Here is a 14,393-nt window from a genome sequence, read left to right on the forward strand (position 1 = left end):
GTGTCGGGTTCCCCATGCGGACTTAATCGATTAAGCTAGCCGAGTCGAGTCAGCGAAGACCAGAGACATTCAGGAGGCCGCGCCGTGACCGAGACCGGAACCAATTTCGACGTCGTCGAGGCAAGTATCGCCGAACTCCGCGCCGCCCTCGAGGAGCGCCGCACGACGGCGGTCGACCTCGTCACGGCGTACCTCGCGCGCATCGACGCGTACGACTGCCCCGACACCGAGACCCGCCTCAACTCGGTCATCGTGCGCAACCCCGACGCGCTCGCCGAGGCCCGCGCATCCGACGCCCGCCGCGAGCGCGGCGAGACGCTCGGCCCGCTCGACGGCATCCCCTACACCGCGAAAGACAGCTACATGGCGCGCGGCCTGACGGTCGCGGCGGGCTCCCCCGCGTTCCGCGACCTCGTCGCCCAGCGCGACGCCTTCACAATCGAGCGCCTGCGCGCCGGCGGCGCCGTGCTCATCGGGCTCACGAACATGCCACCGATGGCGAACGGGGGCATGCAGCGTGGCGAGTACGGCCGCGCCGAGAGCCCCTACGACGCCGCCTGGCTCACCTCGGCCTTCGGGTCGGGCTCGTCGAACGGCTCCGGCACCGCGACGGCCGCGTCGTTCGCGGCGTTCGGCCTCGCCGAGGAGTCGTGGTCGTCGGGCCGCGCGCCGGCCTCGAACAACGCCCTGTGCGCGTACACGCCCTCGCGCGGCGTCATCTCAATGCGCGGCAACTGGCCGCTCGTGCCGACGATGGACGTCGCGGTGCCACACACGCGCTCGATGGCCGACCTGCTCGAGGTGCTCGACGTCGTCGTCGCCGACGACGCGACGGCGCGCGGCGACTTCTGGCGCGTGCAGCCGTGGGTCGAGATCCCGAAGGCGAGCGAGGTGCGGCCCGAGTCGTACCCGGCGCTCGCCGAGTCGGCGTCGTTGCAGGGCAAGCGCTTCGGCGTGCCGCGCATGTACATCAACGCTGACGAGGCGGCTGGCACCGGCGACCAGCCGCGCTTCGGCGGGCCGACCGGCACGCGCATCCACACCCGCGACTCTGTGCTCGACCTCTGGCGCGCCGCCCGCGCCGATCTCGAGGCCGCCGGCGCCGAGGTCGTCGAGGTCGACTTCCCCGTCGTCTCGAACTACGAGGGCGACCGGCCGGGCGCGCCGACGATCGCGACCCGGGGCATCCTTCCCGACGGGTATCTCGACCACGAGATTCTCGAGCTGTCGCTGTGGTCGTGGCACGACTTCCTCGACGCGAACGGCGACCCGCATTTGCGGCGCCTCGCCGACGCCGAGGAAGACCTGATCTTCCCGCACCCCGCCGGCGCGCTGCCCGACCGCTACGGCGAACTCGACTTCGACATTCGCCGCTACGTCTGGTTCGCGCGCGAGCACGGGGTGCCCGATCTTGCCGAGATTCCGACGATCGCCGAGGGCGTGCGGGGGCTCGAGGAGACCCGGCGGGTCGACTTCGAGGAGTGGCTCCGTGACCTCGGGCTCGACGCCGTCGTGTTCCCCGCGGTCGCCGACGTCGCGCCCGCCGACATGGACGTGAACCCGGCCTCGGCCGACCTCGGCTGGCGCAACGGCGTGTGGGTCGCCAACGGCAACCTCGTGCCGCGCCACCTCGGGATCCCGACCGTGACGGTACCGATGGGCGCGATGGCCGACATCGGGATGCCCGTCGGCCTCACGTTCGCGGGCGCAGCCTACGACGACAGCGCGCTGCTGCGCCTCGGCGCCGCGTTCGAATCGCTCCGGCCCCGCCGAACGGTGCCTGGACGTACGCCGCCGCTCGCGTAGTTAGTGGGCCGCCCGGGCCGTGTCCTCGCCCGGGTCGGTGCCGGTGAGCTTGCCGAGGTGGTGCATGAGGTGGAAGATCACGAGCGCCGCGATCGTGCCGAGCGCGATGCCGTTGAAGATGACGCCGTCGAAGTCCCACGTGACGTTCGCGATGCCGACGACGAGCGCGACGCCCGCCGTCATCTGGTTCTTCGGCTTCGCGAAGTCGACCCGCGCATCCACCCACATGCGAATACCGACGATGCCGATGAGGCCGTAGAGCACGAACGTGACGCCGCCGAGCACCCCCGCGGGAATCGAGAAGATGAGCTCGCCCACCTTCGGGCTCATCGCGAGCAGCACCGCCGCGATGCCCGCGACCCAGTACGCCGCCGTCGAGTAGACGCGCGTGGCGCTCATCACGCCGATGTTCTCGCCGTACGTCGTCGTGGGCGAGCCGCCGAACGTCGCCGAGATCGCGGTGGCGATGCCGTCGGAGGCGAGCGTGCGCCCCACCATCGGGTTGAGGTCGCGCCCCGTCATCTGCCCGACCGAGGTGACGTGGCCGACGTTCTCGGCGATGAGCACGAGAATCACTGGGAGGAACATCGGCAGCACCGAGAGGTCGAACTCGGGGCCATGAAACTGCGGCAGGCCCAACCAGTCGGCGTCGGCGACGCGCTCGAAGTCGACCTCGCCGCGTACGACGGCGAACACGTAGCCGACGACGACGCCGAGCAGCACCGAAACCCGCCCGAGGATGCCGCGGAACAGCGCCGTGCAGAGCACGACCGCGAACAGGGTGACGACCGCGGTGAGCGTCGACTGCTGGAAGTTCTCGTAGGCCGTCGGCGCGAGGTTAAACCCGATGAGCGCGACGATCGAGCCCATGACGACGGGCGGCATGAGCGCGGTGATCCAGCGCGTGCCGACGAACTGCACGAGCAGCCCGATGAGGGCGAGCAGGATGCCCGTGAGCAGCACGCCGCCGAGCGCGACGCCCATGTTGTGCGCGCCCGTCGCCGCCATGATCGGCGCGATGAACGCGAAGCTCGACCCGAGGTAGCTCGGCACGCGGTTCTGTGTGATCACGAGGAACAGCAGCGTGCCGATGCCCGAAAACAGCAGCGTCGTCGACGGCGGGAATCCTGTGAGGAGCGGCACGAGGAACGTCGCGCCGAACATCGCGATGACGTGCTGCGCGCCGATGCCGATCGTCACCGGCCACGACAGGCGCTCGTCGGGGGCGACGACCGCACCCGGCCGCACCGTTCGACCGTTCCCGTGCAGTTTCCACCCGAACATCCGCTCCCCTGTCTTCTTGAGTTCTGTCTTTCCGGCGCTGTCCCCTGACAGAGTGCCCCAACAATTCTGCCCGCAACTCTCCCGTTGAGTGGTCTCAAGTTGCTGTTCTGAGCGCTCAGAACAGCAACTTGAGACCACTCAACTGGTGTGAGGAGGTGTGGATGTGGGGGCGGCGGCGGATGCGCGGGCACGGTTTGAGAGGCCGGCGCGGCGGGCGGTGGCGTAGGCCTCGGGGAGCGCCGCGACGAGGGCAGCGACGTCGTCGCGCGTCGTGTCCCAGCCGAGGGTGAAGCGCAGCGCCCCGCGGGCGGTCGCCTCGTCGTCGCCCATCGCGAGCAGCACATGGCTCGGCTCGGGGATGCCTGCCTGGCACGCCGAGCCGGTCGAGGCCGACAGTTGCGCCATGTCGAGGAGGAACAGCAGCGAGTCGCCCTGCGCGCCCGGGAAGGTGAAGTGCGCGTTGTTCGCGAGGCGGCCGTCCGGCTCGTCCTGCGGATCGGCGCCGCGCAGGCGCGCCTCGGGAATCGCGTTGCGCACCTCCGCGATGAGTTCGTCGCGAAGCGCGGCGAGCCGGGCGCGTTCGTCGGGCGCGCACGCCGCCTCGAGCGCCGCCGCAAACGCCGCCGCGCCCGCGACATCCTGCGTACCGCTGCGCAACCCGCGCTGCTGACCGCCGCCATGCACGAGCGCCTCGAGCTGCGCATCCCGCGACACCGCGAGCGCGCCGACCCCGACGGGCCCGCCGACCTTGTGCGCCGACACGCTCACCGCTTGCACGCCCCAGCCGCGCAGGTCGACGTCGACGTGGCCGAGCGACGCGACGGCGTCGACGTGCACCGGGACGCCGTAGCGGCGCCCGAGTGCCCCGACCTCGGCGACCGGCTGCAGGGTGCCGACCTCGTTGTTCGCGTGGAGGAGCGAAATGACGGCGATGCGCTCGGCGTCGTCGGCGAGCATCCGCTCAAGGGCCCCGGGGTCGATGCGGCCGAGCTCGTCGACGGGCACGAACTCCACCTCGGCGCCCTGGTGCGCGACGAGCCACTCGACCGCGTCGAGGGTCGCGTGGTGTTCGGCGCGGGTGGTGAGGATGCGCGGCCGGGCCGGCGCGGCCGGGTGCGGGTTGCGGGCCCACCAAAATCCCTTGATGGCGAGGTTGATCGACTCGGTGCCGCCGGAGGTCAGCACGACCTCGATCGCCTGCGCGCCGAGGTTCCGGGCGAGGCGCTCGCGCGCCGATTCGAGCGCGGCCCGGGCGACCTGACCGTGCGCGTGAATCGATGCCGGATTCCCGACGCGCGCGTGTTCGCGGAGCCACGCGTCCCTCGCCTCGGGGCGAATCGGCGTGGTCGCGGCGTGATCGAGATAGATCGGCATGCATCGATTGTAAAATCGGGCCCCTATGCAGGCGTACGACCTCCCGCAATTCGGCATCACGCCCGGCCACGACGACGGCACGACCGCGTCGGAGGCCGCGCCCGCGACCCTCCGCGTCTGGTCGCACCACGCGACCGCCATGCACCTCGTGCTCGTCGATGCCATGGGGGCGGTGCAGGCGCAGCTGCCGATGCAGCGCGACGGCGACGTCTGGCAGGTGTCGACCGACCGGCTCGTGCCCGGGCAGCGCTACGCGCTCTCGGTCGCGGGCCCGAGCGGCGGGGTGCACCGCTTCGATCCCGACCGGTACGTGCTCGACCCGTACGCGCGCCACGTCGAGCAGCTCGGCGACCCGGGCGACGCGCGCTGGGTCGGCGTCGTCGTCGCACCCGACGACGCCCCGCGCACCGAGAAGCCCGCGACCCCGAATCACGACTCGATCATTTACGAGCTCCACGTGAAGGGCTTCACGAAGCGCGCCGAGTTTTTACCCGAGGAGGTGCGGGGCACGTACGCCGGCCTCGCGCATCCGAACATCATCGCCCACCTGCGCCGCCTCGGCATCACCGCCGTCGAGCTCCTGCCCGTGCAGGCCTTCGCGAGCGAGGGACACCTGCGCCGCGCCGGTACAACGAACTACTGGGGCTACAACACACTCGGGTTCTTCGCCCCGCACGCCGACTACGCGACCGCGGCGGCTCGCGCCGCAGGGCCCGAGGCGGTCGCCCGCGAGTTCCGCGACATGGTGGATGCGCTGCACGAGGCGGGCATCGAGGTGCTGCTCGACGTGGTCTACAACCACACCGCTGACGAGGGCGACACGGGCGAGCCCGTGCTGTTCGCAGGCATCGACCGCGCGAGCTATTACCGTCACCTCGGCGGCGATGAGCTGCTCGACGTGACGGGCTGCGGCAACTCGGTCGACACGAACCTCCCCGCCGCGCAGCGCCTCGTGCTCGACTCGCTGCGGTACTGGGCGACCGAGTTTGGGGTCGACGGGTTCCGCTTTGACCTCGCGGTGACCCTCGGGCGGGGCGACGACCAGTCGTTCAGCGGCGAGCATCCGCTGTTGCGGGCGATCACGGCTGACCCCGTGCTGCGCGAAACGAAGCTCATCGCCGAGCCGTGGGATGTCGGCACGGGCGGCTGGCAGACCGGCAATTTCCCGGGCGACGAGGAGTTCAGCTGGGGCGAGTGGAACGACGAGTACCGCGACCGCGTGCGCAGCTTCTGGGTGCACAGCTTCGCGCAGGCGCGCATCACCGGGCAGCACCGACAGGGCCTCGGCGAACTCTCGACCGCGATCGCGGGGTCGTCCGACCGCTTCAACGACGCCCGCGGCCCGCTCGCCTCGGTGAACTTCGTGACCGCGCACGACGGCTTCACGCTGCGCGATCTCGTGAGCTACAACGTCAAGCACAACCTGCTCAACGGGGAGCTCGGCCGCGACGGCACGAACGACAACCGCTCGTTCAACTTCGGCCGCGAGGGCGAGAGTGAGGATCCGCTCGTCGAGCGCAGCCGCCACCTCGCGATGCGCAACCTGCTCGGCACACTGCTCACGTCGGCGGGGGTGCCGATGCTCGTCGCGGGCGACGAGTTCGGGCGCACGCAGCACGGCAATAACAACCCGTACAACCAAGACAACGCGGAGTTCGGGTGGGTCGACTGGGATCTCACGAACGCGCAGGAGGCGCTCATTCGCCACGTGCGCCGCCTCACGTCGCTGCGACGCGCGCATCCGGCCCTGCGACCGCGCCGCTTCAACCACACGAACCACACGACCGAGCACGCGGCCCGGCTCGACTGGTTCGACCCGCTCGGCGAGCCGATGCATGACTGGCAGTGGCACACGCCGTCACTGCGGTCGCTGCAGTACATCGCGTCGACGAAGCTTCAGGACGACGGGCGCGACCGCGTGCTCGTCATGATCAACGGCGTTGAAGACCCGGCGCCGTTCCGGCTGCCGGATTTCGCGCGCGTCACCGGTTACCGGCTGCTCTGGGATTCGAGCGCCGATCACGTCGCCGAGATCGACTCCGACGCAATGCGCGTGCTCGCCCCGGGCTCGCGGCTTCGCGTCGCGGGGCCCTCGATGCGGGTGTTCGAGGCGATCACCGGCGTTTAGCCCGCACGCTCGGCGAGTCCTGATTGCAATCGACCGGGTACAGACAAGCTTCGACCAGGGTTGCTAGCGTCAGAATCGTGGCAACGACAGCTGGCAGCAACGCGCACGACTCCCACGACTTCCCCGGCGGCTACACGCCCCGCTACGGGAGGATCCCGATCATGCAGCTGCACCCGCAGCTCGATGACAACCGGTTCCCGACGCGCGCCTCGGCGGGCGAGGTGGTGCCGTTCCAGGCGGTCGCGTTCCGCGAGGGCCACGACCGCATCGGCACCGAGCTCGTGCTCGTGAGCCCCGAGGGCGAAACGCACCGGGTTCGGATGCACGAGGGTCGCCCCGGCCTCGACGAGTGGGTCGCGACGGCGCAGCTCACGAGCGTCGGCACGTGGCGCTGGCACGTCGAGGCGTTCGGCGACGACTACGCGACCTGGCACCACAATGCCGAGATCAAGGTACCGGCCGGCATCGATGTCGACCTCATGCTCGAAGAGGGCGCGCGCGTGCTTGACCGCGCGGCGGCCGACCCCGCACTCTCGGCCGCCGAGCGCGACACGCTGCTCGGCGCCGCGATCGCTGCCCGCGAGACGTCGCGCCCGGCCGCCGCGCGTCTCGAGGCGGCGGTGGCGGATGCGGTGCTCGCGATCATCGACGCGCATCCCGTGCGCTCGCTCGTCACGGAGTCGGATGAGCGCGAGATCCGCGTCGAGCGGGAACGCGCCGGCTTCGGCGCCTGGTACGAACTGTTCCCCCGTTCCGAGGGCGCGCGCCGCAACCCCGACGGCAGCTGGCAGTCGGGCACGTTCCGCACCGCTGCCGCCCGCCTCTATGGCGTCGCGAAGATGGGCTTCGACGTCGTCTACCTCCCCCCGATTCACCCGATCGGCACGACGAACCGCAAGGGGCCCAACAACACGCTGAACGCGGGCCCGAACGACCCCGGCTCGCCGTGGGCAATCGGCGCGCCCGAGGGCGGGCACCGCGAGATTCACCCCGACCTCGGCACGGTCGCTGACTTCGAGGCGTTCGTGGCGCGCGCCGGCGAGCTCGGGCTCGAGGTCGCACTCGACCTCGCGCTGCAGGCGACGCCCGACCACCCGTGGGTCAAGGCGCATCCCGAGTGGTTCACGACGCTCGCCGACGGCACGATCGCCTACGCCGAGAACCCACCGAAGAAGTATCAGGACATCTACCCGATCAACTTCGACAACGACCGCGACGGCCTCTACCGCGAGGTGCTCGACATCGTCGAGTACTGGATCGGCCTCGGCGTGCACATCTTCCGCGTCGACAACCCGCACACGAAGCCGCTGCAGTTCTGGGAGTGGCTCATTCACGAGGTGAACGCGCGCCACCCCGAGGTGATCTTCCTCGCCGAGGCGTTCACGCGGCCCGCCGTCATGCAGTCGCTCGCGAAGGCCGGGTTCCAGCAGTCGTACTCGTATTTCACGTGGCGCAACACGCGTGAGGAGCTCGAGGAGTTCCTCACCTCGATCTCGCACGACACGAGCCACTTCATGCGGCCGAACCTGTTCGTGAACACCCCAGACATCCTTACCGAGTACCTGCAGCACGGCGGCCGCCCGGCATACGAAGCGCGGGCCGTGATCGCGGCCACCGCGAGCCCGAACTGGGGCGTGTACGCCGGCTACGAACTCGTCGAAAACGAGGCGCGCCCTGGCTCCGAAGAGAACCTCGACAACGAAAAGTACGAGTACAAGGAGCGCGACTGGGAGGCGCACGAGGCCGACGGCACGTCGCTCGCGCCACTCATCACGCGCCTCAACGAGATTCGCCACGCGCATCCCGCCCTCGCGCAGCTGCGCAACCTCGAGCTGCACGATGCCGACTACGACCAGATCCTCACGTTCTCGAAGCACCTCGAGGCCGCGCACTCGCCGACCGGTGCCGACGACACGATCATCGTCGTGGTCAACCTCGACACGACGAACACGAACATCGCGAACGTGCACCTCGACCTCGAGAAGCTCGGCCTGCCCGCCGCGAGCGCGTTTGGCGTCGTCGATCTGCTGAGCGGCCAACGCTGGACCTGGCGCTCGTCGAACTACGTGCGGCTCGCGCCCGGCCAGGCGCACGTGCTGCACCTGCAGTCGTAGCCGCGCGCATCCGCCCCGCCCACCACCGTCGATTGGCACATCTCATGAGCACTCCCACAGTTGACCCCGACCTCCCCGAGCTTGGCCCGGAGATTCCCGACGCTGAGCTGCTCGCGCTCGCCGAGGGCCGCCACTCGGGGCCGCACGGCGTACTCGGGCAGCACCCGCTCGACGACGGCGAGGTGTGTGTGCGCGCGCGCCGCCCGCTCGCGGAGTCAGTGACGGTCGTGCTCGACGACGGCGAGCGGGTCGACCTCACGCACGTCGCCCACGGGATTTGGGCGGCCGTGCACGAGCACGGCCTGCAGGCGTACCGCATCGAGGCAACCTACGCGGGTGGCGCAACCGACATTGCCGACGACCCGTACAGGTTCTTGCCCACGCTCGGCGACCTCGACCTCTTTCTGTTCGGCGAGGGCCGCCACGAAGAGCTCTGGAACGCCTTCGGCGCACACGTGCGCGAAATTGACGGCGTGCGCGGCACCTCGTTCTCGGTGTGGGCGCCGCACGCGCAGGCGATTCGGCTCGTCGGGTCGTTCAACGACTGGGACGGCGCGCGGCACGCGATGCGCAAGCTCAACGACCAGGGCGTGTGGGAGCTGTTCATTCCCGACGTCACGGCCGGGCACGCCTACAAGTTTCAGATTCTCACCGAGCACGGCGAATGGATCGACAAGGCCGACCCGCTCGCCCGGCACGCCGAGCAGCCGCCGCACACCGCCTCGATCATCACGAACGCACCGCAGCACGAGTGGGGCGACGACGAGTGGATGCGCGAGCGGGCCGAGCGCGACCCGCACAACTCCCCCATGAGCGTCTACGAGCTGCACGCTATGTCGTGGCGCGAGGGGCTCACCTACCGCACGCTCGCCGACGAGCTCATCGACTACCTCGACGAACTCGGGTTCACGCACGTCGAGTTCATGCCGCTCGCCGAGCACCCGTTCGGCGGATCCTGGGGCTACCAGGTGACGGGCTACTACGCTCCCACTTCGCGGCTCGGCACGCCCGACGACCTGCGGTACCTCATCGACCGCCTGCACCAGGCCGGCTACGGCGTGCTCATGGACTGGGTACCCGGGCACTTCCCGAAGGATGCGTTCGGGCTCGCGAAGTTCGACGGGCAGCCCGTCTACGAGCACCCCGACCCCCGCCTCGGCGACCAGCAGGACTGGGGCACGCACGTGTTCGACTACGGCAACTCGCAGGTGCGCAACTTCCTCGTCGCGAACGCGCTGTTCTGGCTCGAGGAGTTCCACATCGACGGCCTGCGCGTCGATGCCGTCGCCTCGATGATCTACCGCGACTACTCGCGCGACGAGTGGCTGCCGAACAGCGACGGCGGCCGCGAATACTACGAGGCGATCGACTTCCTCAAGGAGGTCAACGCGACCGCGTACAAGCGCTCCCCCGGCATCGTCATGGTCGCCGAGGAGTCGACGAGCTTCCCCGGCGTCACGAAGCCCACCGACCAGGGTGGACTTGGCTTCGGCCTGAAGTGGAACATGGGCTGGATGAACGACAACCTGCGGTACTTCGAGAAAGACCCCGTGTACCGCAAGTGGCACCACGGCGACCTCACCTTCTCGTTCGTCTACGCGTGGAGCGAGCAGTACGTGCTGCCGATTTCGCACGACGAGGTCGTGCACGGCAAGGGCGCGATGTTCTCGAAGATGCCCGGTGACGACTGGCAGAAAGCCGCGAACCTCCGCGCGTTCTACTCGTACCAGTGGAGCCACCCCGGCAAACCCCTGCTGTTCATGGGGCAGGAGTTCGGGCAGCCGAGCGAGTGGAACGAGTCACGCGGCCTCGACTGGTGGCTGCTCGACAACCCGACCTTCTCGGGCATCCAGCGCTACATCTCCGAACTCAACCAGCTCTACCGCGACGTGCCGGCGCTCTGGGAGCTCGACAACGACCCGAACGGCCTGCAGTGGATCAACGGCGGCGACGCCGAGCACTCACTGCTCGCGTACCTGCGTCGCGACCGCTCGGGCGCGGTCATCGCGTGCATCCACAACTTCTCGAACGAGCCGCTCGAGGGCTACCGCGTCGGCCTGCCCGAGGGCACGTGGCGCGAGGCGCTGAACTCCGACGACGTCGCGTTCGGCGGCGGGGGCGTGACGAACGCCGAGGTCGTGCTCGACCGCGAACCCGCGAACGGGTTCGCGCAGTCGGCGAGCCTGCGCATCCCGCCGCTCGGCGCGGTATTCCTGCTGCGCGACTAGGCGGTCGCCACGGAACTAAGCGAACAACAGGTTCGTCAGCTGCTGACGAGCGCGCGCGACGCGCGGCTCGTCGGCGCCGACGACGTCGAAGAGCTCGACGAGGCGCTCACGGATGCGCGACTTGCCGTCGGCATCAACCTTCGGGAACATCGCGAGGAGGCGGTTGAACGCGTCGTCGACGTGCCCGCCCGAGAGGTCGAGGTCGGCGACGTCGAGCTGCGCGTCGATGTCGCTCGGGTTCTCGGCGGCGGCGGTGCGGATCTGCTCGAGGGTCTTGCCCTGCAGGCGCGCGAGGAGGCTCACCTGCGCGAGCCCGACCTTCGCGAGGTCGTCGGCGGGCGACTCTGCAATGGCACGCTCGTACGCCGACTTTGCGGCCTCCACGTCGCCGCGCTCGAGCGCGTCGCGTGCCTCCTGGTGGAGGGGCGGGAGCGGCGCCTCGGCCGGCTCCTCGTCGGCCTCGGGGGCGTCGCCCGTGATCTGCACGAACCCGGTGAGGCCCTGCTGCGCGGCGACCGCGAGCACCTCTGAGAGCACCTGCTCGATCTGGTCGCGCGGCGGGTTGCCGGCGAACAGGGGTGCCGGGCGACCGCCGAGCAGGGCGATCACCTGCGCCTGGTCGCCGAGTCCCGGCTGCGAGTCGAGGTCGATGCGCAGCAGCACGAGGCGACCGCCGGCCGCGCGCACGATCTCGGCGAGCACGGGCGAGAGCGCCTGCGAGTCGGGCGAAGTGGCCGAGTGCATCTCGACGAGCACGGGCATCGAGCGCGACATCGCGGCGAACTGCTCGAGCTCAGCCTGACCACCGTTCACCACGGGGTCGGCGAGCGACGCGAGCGGCTGTCCGCCACCACCGGGCTGCCCCGCCGCGGCCTGCGGCGTCTGCTGCTGGCCGGGCGCCTGGCCGTGACCGCTCAGGTCGACGGCACCGTGCAGCGAAATTTCGGGCTCGGGCCGACGGGGCCCCGTGCTTGCATCAGTCACTCAAATCCTCCTACTCGCTGAGCTCGCTCGCGCTCGTGAGCGCCTGCGAAACTCCAAGGAACTGCACCTGACCACCGGTCTCGGCCGAAGGCACGTAGAACAGTAGCTGGTCGGTGTAGGTGCGCTCAAAACCGTACTCGGTCGTCTCGATACCCGACAGGGCGGCCGTGGCGCCCGACACCGTGATGCGGGCGCGGTCGTTGGCCGCGCTCACCGTCTCGGTCTCAGTGATCGACACCGCGATGATCGCCCCGTCGTCGAGCGCGACCATGCCGAGCGGCGACGAGTCGCTCCCCGCGTAGGCGAAGTCGACGTTCGTCACCTCGGGGTCGAGTGCCTCGGTCTGCTCGTCGCGGTACGCCTGGTTCACCTCGGCGCGCAGCGAGTCGTTGTCGGTCGAGAAGAGGTCGGCGTGCGGCGACGCGTCGCCCTGTGCGATGACGTCTGCGTAGGCATTCGCGAGGTCGCCCGGGGCGATCACTAGGTCGCCCGGCAGGTCACGGATGCTCGCGGCACCGACGTTCGTGGGCGCGGCTTCGGGCAGGGTCACGTTCGATGCGAGCTGCACGAGCGACGACACCTTGAAGTTGTCGCGCGCGGTGTCTTGCACGAGCATGACGCCGAAGGGCGCGTCGGGCGAATCGGGGCTCGCGTTCACGACGGCAAAGATCGTGCGCGGGAACTCGTCGGTCGACTCGGGCAGCGCGTAGACGATGTCGCCGGTCGGGAACGCGGCGGGCGCGGGCAGCTCACCGTCGGCCTTTTGGCCGCGGTAGAGCGCGATGCGTTCGGCGAGGGCGTCGCCCTCGAAGCGGGGCTCGAGAATCGACGAGTCGTGCGCTTTGTCTGCCTCGACCGCGAGTTCACCAGCCTCGGTGATCACCGACTGGATCTGCTCGAGGTTGAGGGCGGGCGGGTTCGCGCCCTCGTCGAGAATTGCCGCGTCGACGGTCGACGTCGCGGTGCCGGTCGGCTGCAGATCGACGTCGGTCCACTCGGCCGGCCAGTACTGCGGCGCGCAGCCCGCGAGCGTGAGACCCACGACCATCGCGGTCGACGCGACGAAGAATGAGCGCTTCGGCGCCTTCGAGCGGTTGCGGCCGCGAGGGCGCTTCCACATCGAGTCATCGTCGGCCGGGGCGGCGGCGGGCTGCTCGGGTTCGGGCGCGGGCTCCTCGACTGCGGGCTCTTCAGCTGTGGGTTCTTCCACGGCAGGCTCCTCGGCTGCGGGTTCCTCGACGACGGGCTCCTCGACAACCGGCTCCTCGACAACCGGTTCTTCGACGACCGGCTCTGCAGTTACCGGCTCCTCGGCAGCAGGCTCCGCGAAGACCGATTCCTCGACCGCGGGCTCCGTGGCGACCGGCTCTTCGACAACAGGCTCGTCAACGGCCGGCTCCTCGACAACAGGCGCTTCGATGACCGGCTCCTCAACGACCGACTCTTCGGCGACGGGTTCGTCGATACGCGGCTCTTCAACCCCAGGCTCATCCGCAGGGAAGTCAATGGGCGCATCCTCGTCAACCGCGGCGGGCGTGCCAGCGGCAGCCTCGGCAGCTCGTTCTTCGGCGGCCGCCTCTGCGTCGCCGTCCCAGGGCACGGGCGTCCACTCGAGCGACTCGTGCTCGGCAGCCTCGGCGGGAGTCCCGGCGACACGACGCTTGCGCGCGGCGGAGGCGGCGCGACGCTTCATGCGGCGGCGGTGCGCGATCGCCCACCACAGCAGCGCGAGGAAGAGCACGAAGAGCACACCGCCGATTACGAGCAGCGGGCCCGACAGCGGCGCATACCCGCCGAGCGGCCAGGTCACCGAGACAGTCGAGGGTGCGGGGCTCTCGCCGTCGGAGGTTATGAGGATCGAGTAGCCGGGCGCGACGGTCGTGCTGAGCCGCACCTCGCCCTCGCCCTCGTGCTCCTCGTACCAGAGGTCGTTGCCGATCGGGCTCGGCACCGTGTCTTCGCTCCCCGACTCGGTGAAGGTCAGGCCGATGTGCTCGCGCGAGTGATTGGCATCCTCGTCGAGGGTCACCATGTCGTGCTTCGCGTCGCCAACCCAGGCCATGACGTCATTCGTGCGACCAATGACGACGTTGATCTCGCCCTCGCCGGTGATGAGGATGTCCTGCAGGCCGGCGCGCGACGAGAGCACGTCGTCGTTGATCACCATGACCGGGGCGCCACTGTCTGAGGTGCCGTCGGCCGTCACGGTGCTCGCCTGTGAGGCGGCGACGAACTGGATCCCTCCGAAGACAAGCGCGACGACGCTCGCCACGAAGGCGACGGCCGCGAGAATGAAGCGCACGAAGAATCTCCTCGGGTCTTGGGATAGGAAAAGGTCGGTGCCCAGTCCCTTACTGCAGGGTATGCGGCACTCGACTACCAGCCGCGCGCGACGCGCGATCTAGCAGGAACCCGCAAACGGGCAAGCCACCAGCCTAGTGCATTCACCAATTTGTGACCTTATTGTGACCAGAG

The 14,393-nt window shown here is 69.7% G+C and carries 8 protein-coding genes; 4 read left to right on the forward strand and 4 right to left on the reverse strand.

What is annotated here, in order from left to right:
• Nucleotides 1-84: 84 nt before the first annotated feature.
• The gene (locus G328_RS0110135; RefSeq protein ID WP_019619242.1) at nucleotides 85-1,806 is read left to right on the forward strand and encodes an amidase; all 1,722 of its coding nucleotides are present in this window, start codon (nucleotides 85-87) and stop codon (nucleotides 1,804-1,806) included.
• Here G328_RS0110135 and G328_RS0110140 read toward each other — a convergent pair whose 3' ends face one another.
• The gene (locus G328_RS0110140; RefSeq protein WP_019619243.1) at nucleotides 1,807-3,090 is read right to left on the reverse strand and encodes a uracil-xanthine permease family protein; all 1,284 of its coding nucleotides are present in this window, start codon (nucleotides 3,088-3,090) and stop codon (nucleotides 1,807-1,809) included. It abuts the gene before it with no gap.
• A gap of 138 nt (nucleotides 3,091-3,228) precedes the next feature.
• Nucleotides 3,229-4,464 (reverse strand): cysteine desulfurase family protein, encoded by a 1,236-nt coding sequence (locus tag G328_RS0110145; RefSeq protein WP_019619244.1) that lies wholly within the window; start codon nucleotides 4,462-4,464, stop codon nucleotides 3,229-3,231.
• Nucleotides 4,465-4,489: 25 nt separating this feature from the next.
• Between G328_RS0110145 and glgX the strand changes: the two genes are divergently transcribed.
• The 3 genes from glgX (at nucleotide 4,490) to glgB (ending at nucleotide 10,934) form a co-directional block, all read left to right on the forward strand.
• A complete protein-coding gene (glgX, locus tag G328_RS0110150) occupies nucleotides 4,490-6,592 on the forward strand; it encodes a glycogen debranching protein GlgX (RefSeq protein ID WP_019619245.1) in 2,103 nt (700 codons plus the stop codon).
• Between the two features lie 161 nt (nucleotides 6,593-6,753).
• Entirely contained in the window at nucleotides 6,754-8,706 is a 1,953-nt protein-coding gene (locus G328_RS0110155) for an alpha-1,4-glucan--maltose-1-phosphate maltosyltransferase (RefSeq protein WP_019619246.1), read from the forward strand.
• Nucleotides 8,707-8,750: 44 nt separating this feature from the next.
• Nucleotides 8,751-10,934 (forward strand): 1,4-alpha-glucan branching protein GlgB, encoded by a 2,184-nt coding sequence (gene glgB, locus G328_RS0110160; RefSeq protein ID WP_019619247.1) that lies wholly within the window; start codon nucleotides 8,751-8,753, stop codon nucleotides 10,932-10,934.
• Between the two features lie 15 nt (nucleotides 10,935-10,949).
• On the opposite strand, the gene G328_RS0110165 is transcribed toward glgB, so the two are convergent.
• Nucleotides 10,950-11,918, reverse strand: a complete 969-nt coding sequence (locus tag G328_RS0110165; RefSeq protein ID WP_019619248.1) for a tetratricopeptide repeat protein — start codon at nucleotides 11,916-11,918, stop codon at nucleotides 10,950-10,952.
• Nucleotides 11,919-11,928: 10 nt separating this feature from the next.
• Entirely contained in the window at nucleotides 11,929-14,220 is a 2,292-nt protein-coding gene (locus G328_RS16640) for a DUF8094 domain-containing protein (RefSeq protein WP_019619249.1), read from the reverse strand.
• Between the last annotated feature and the right edge of the window lie 173 nt (nucleotides 14,221-14,393).

Source organism: [Zimmermannella] faecalis ATCC 13722 (assembly GCF_000381765.1).
Taxonomy (GTDB): domain Bacteria; phylum Actinomycetota; class Actinomycetes; order Actinomycetales; family Microbacteriaceae; genus Gulosibacter; species Gulosibacter faecalis.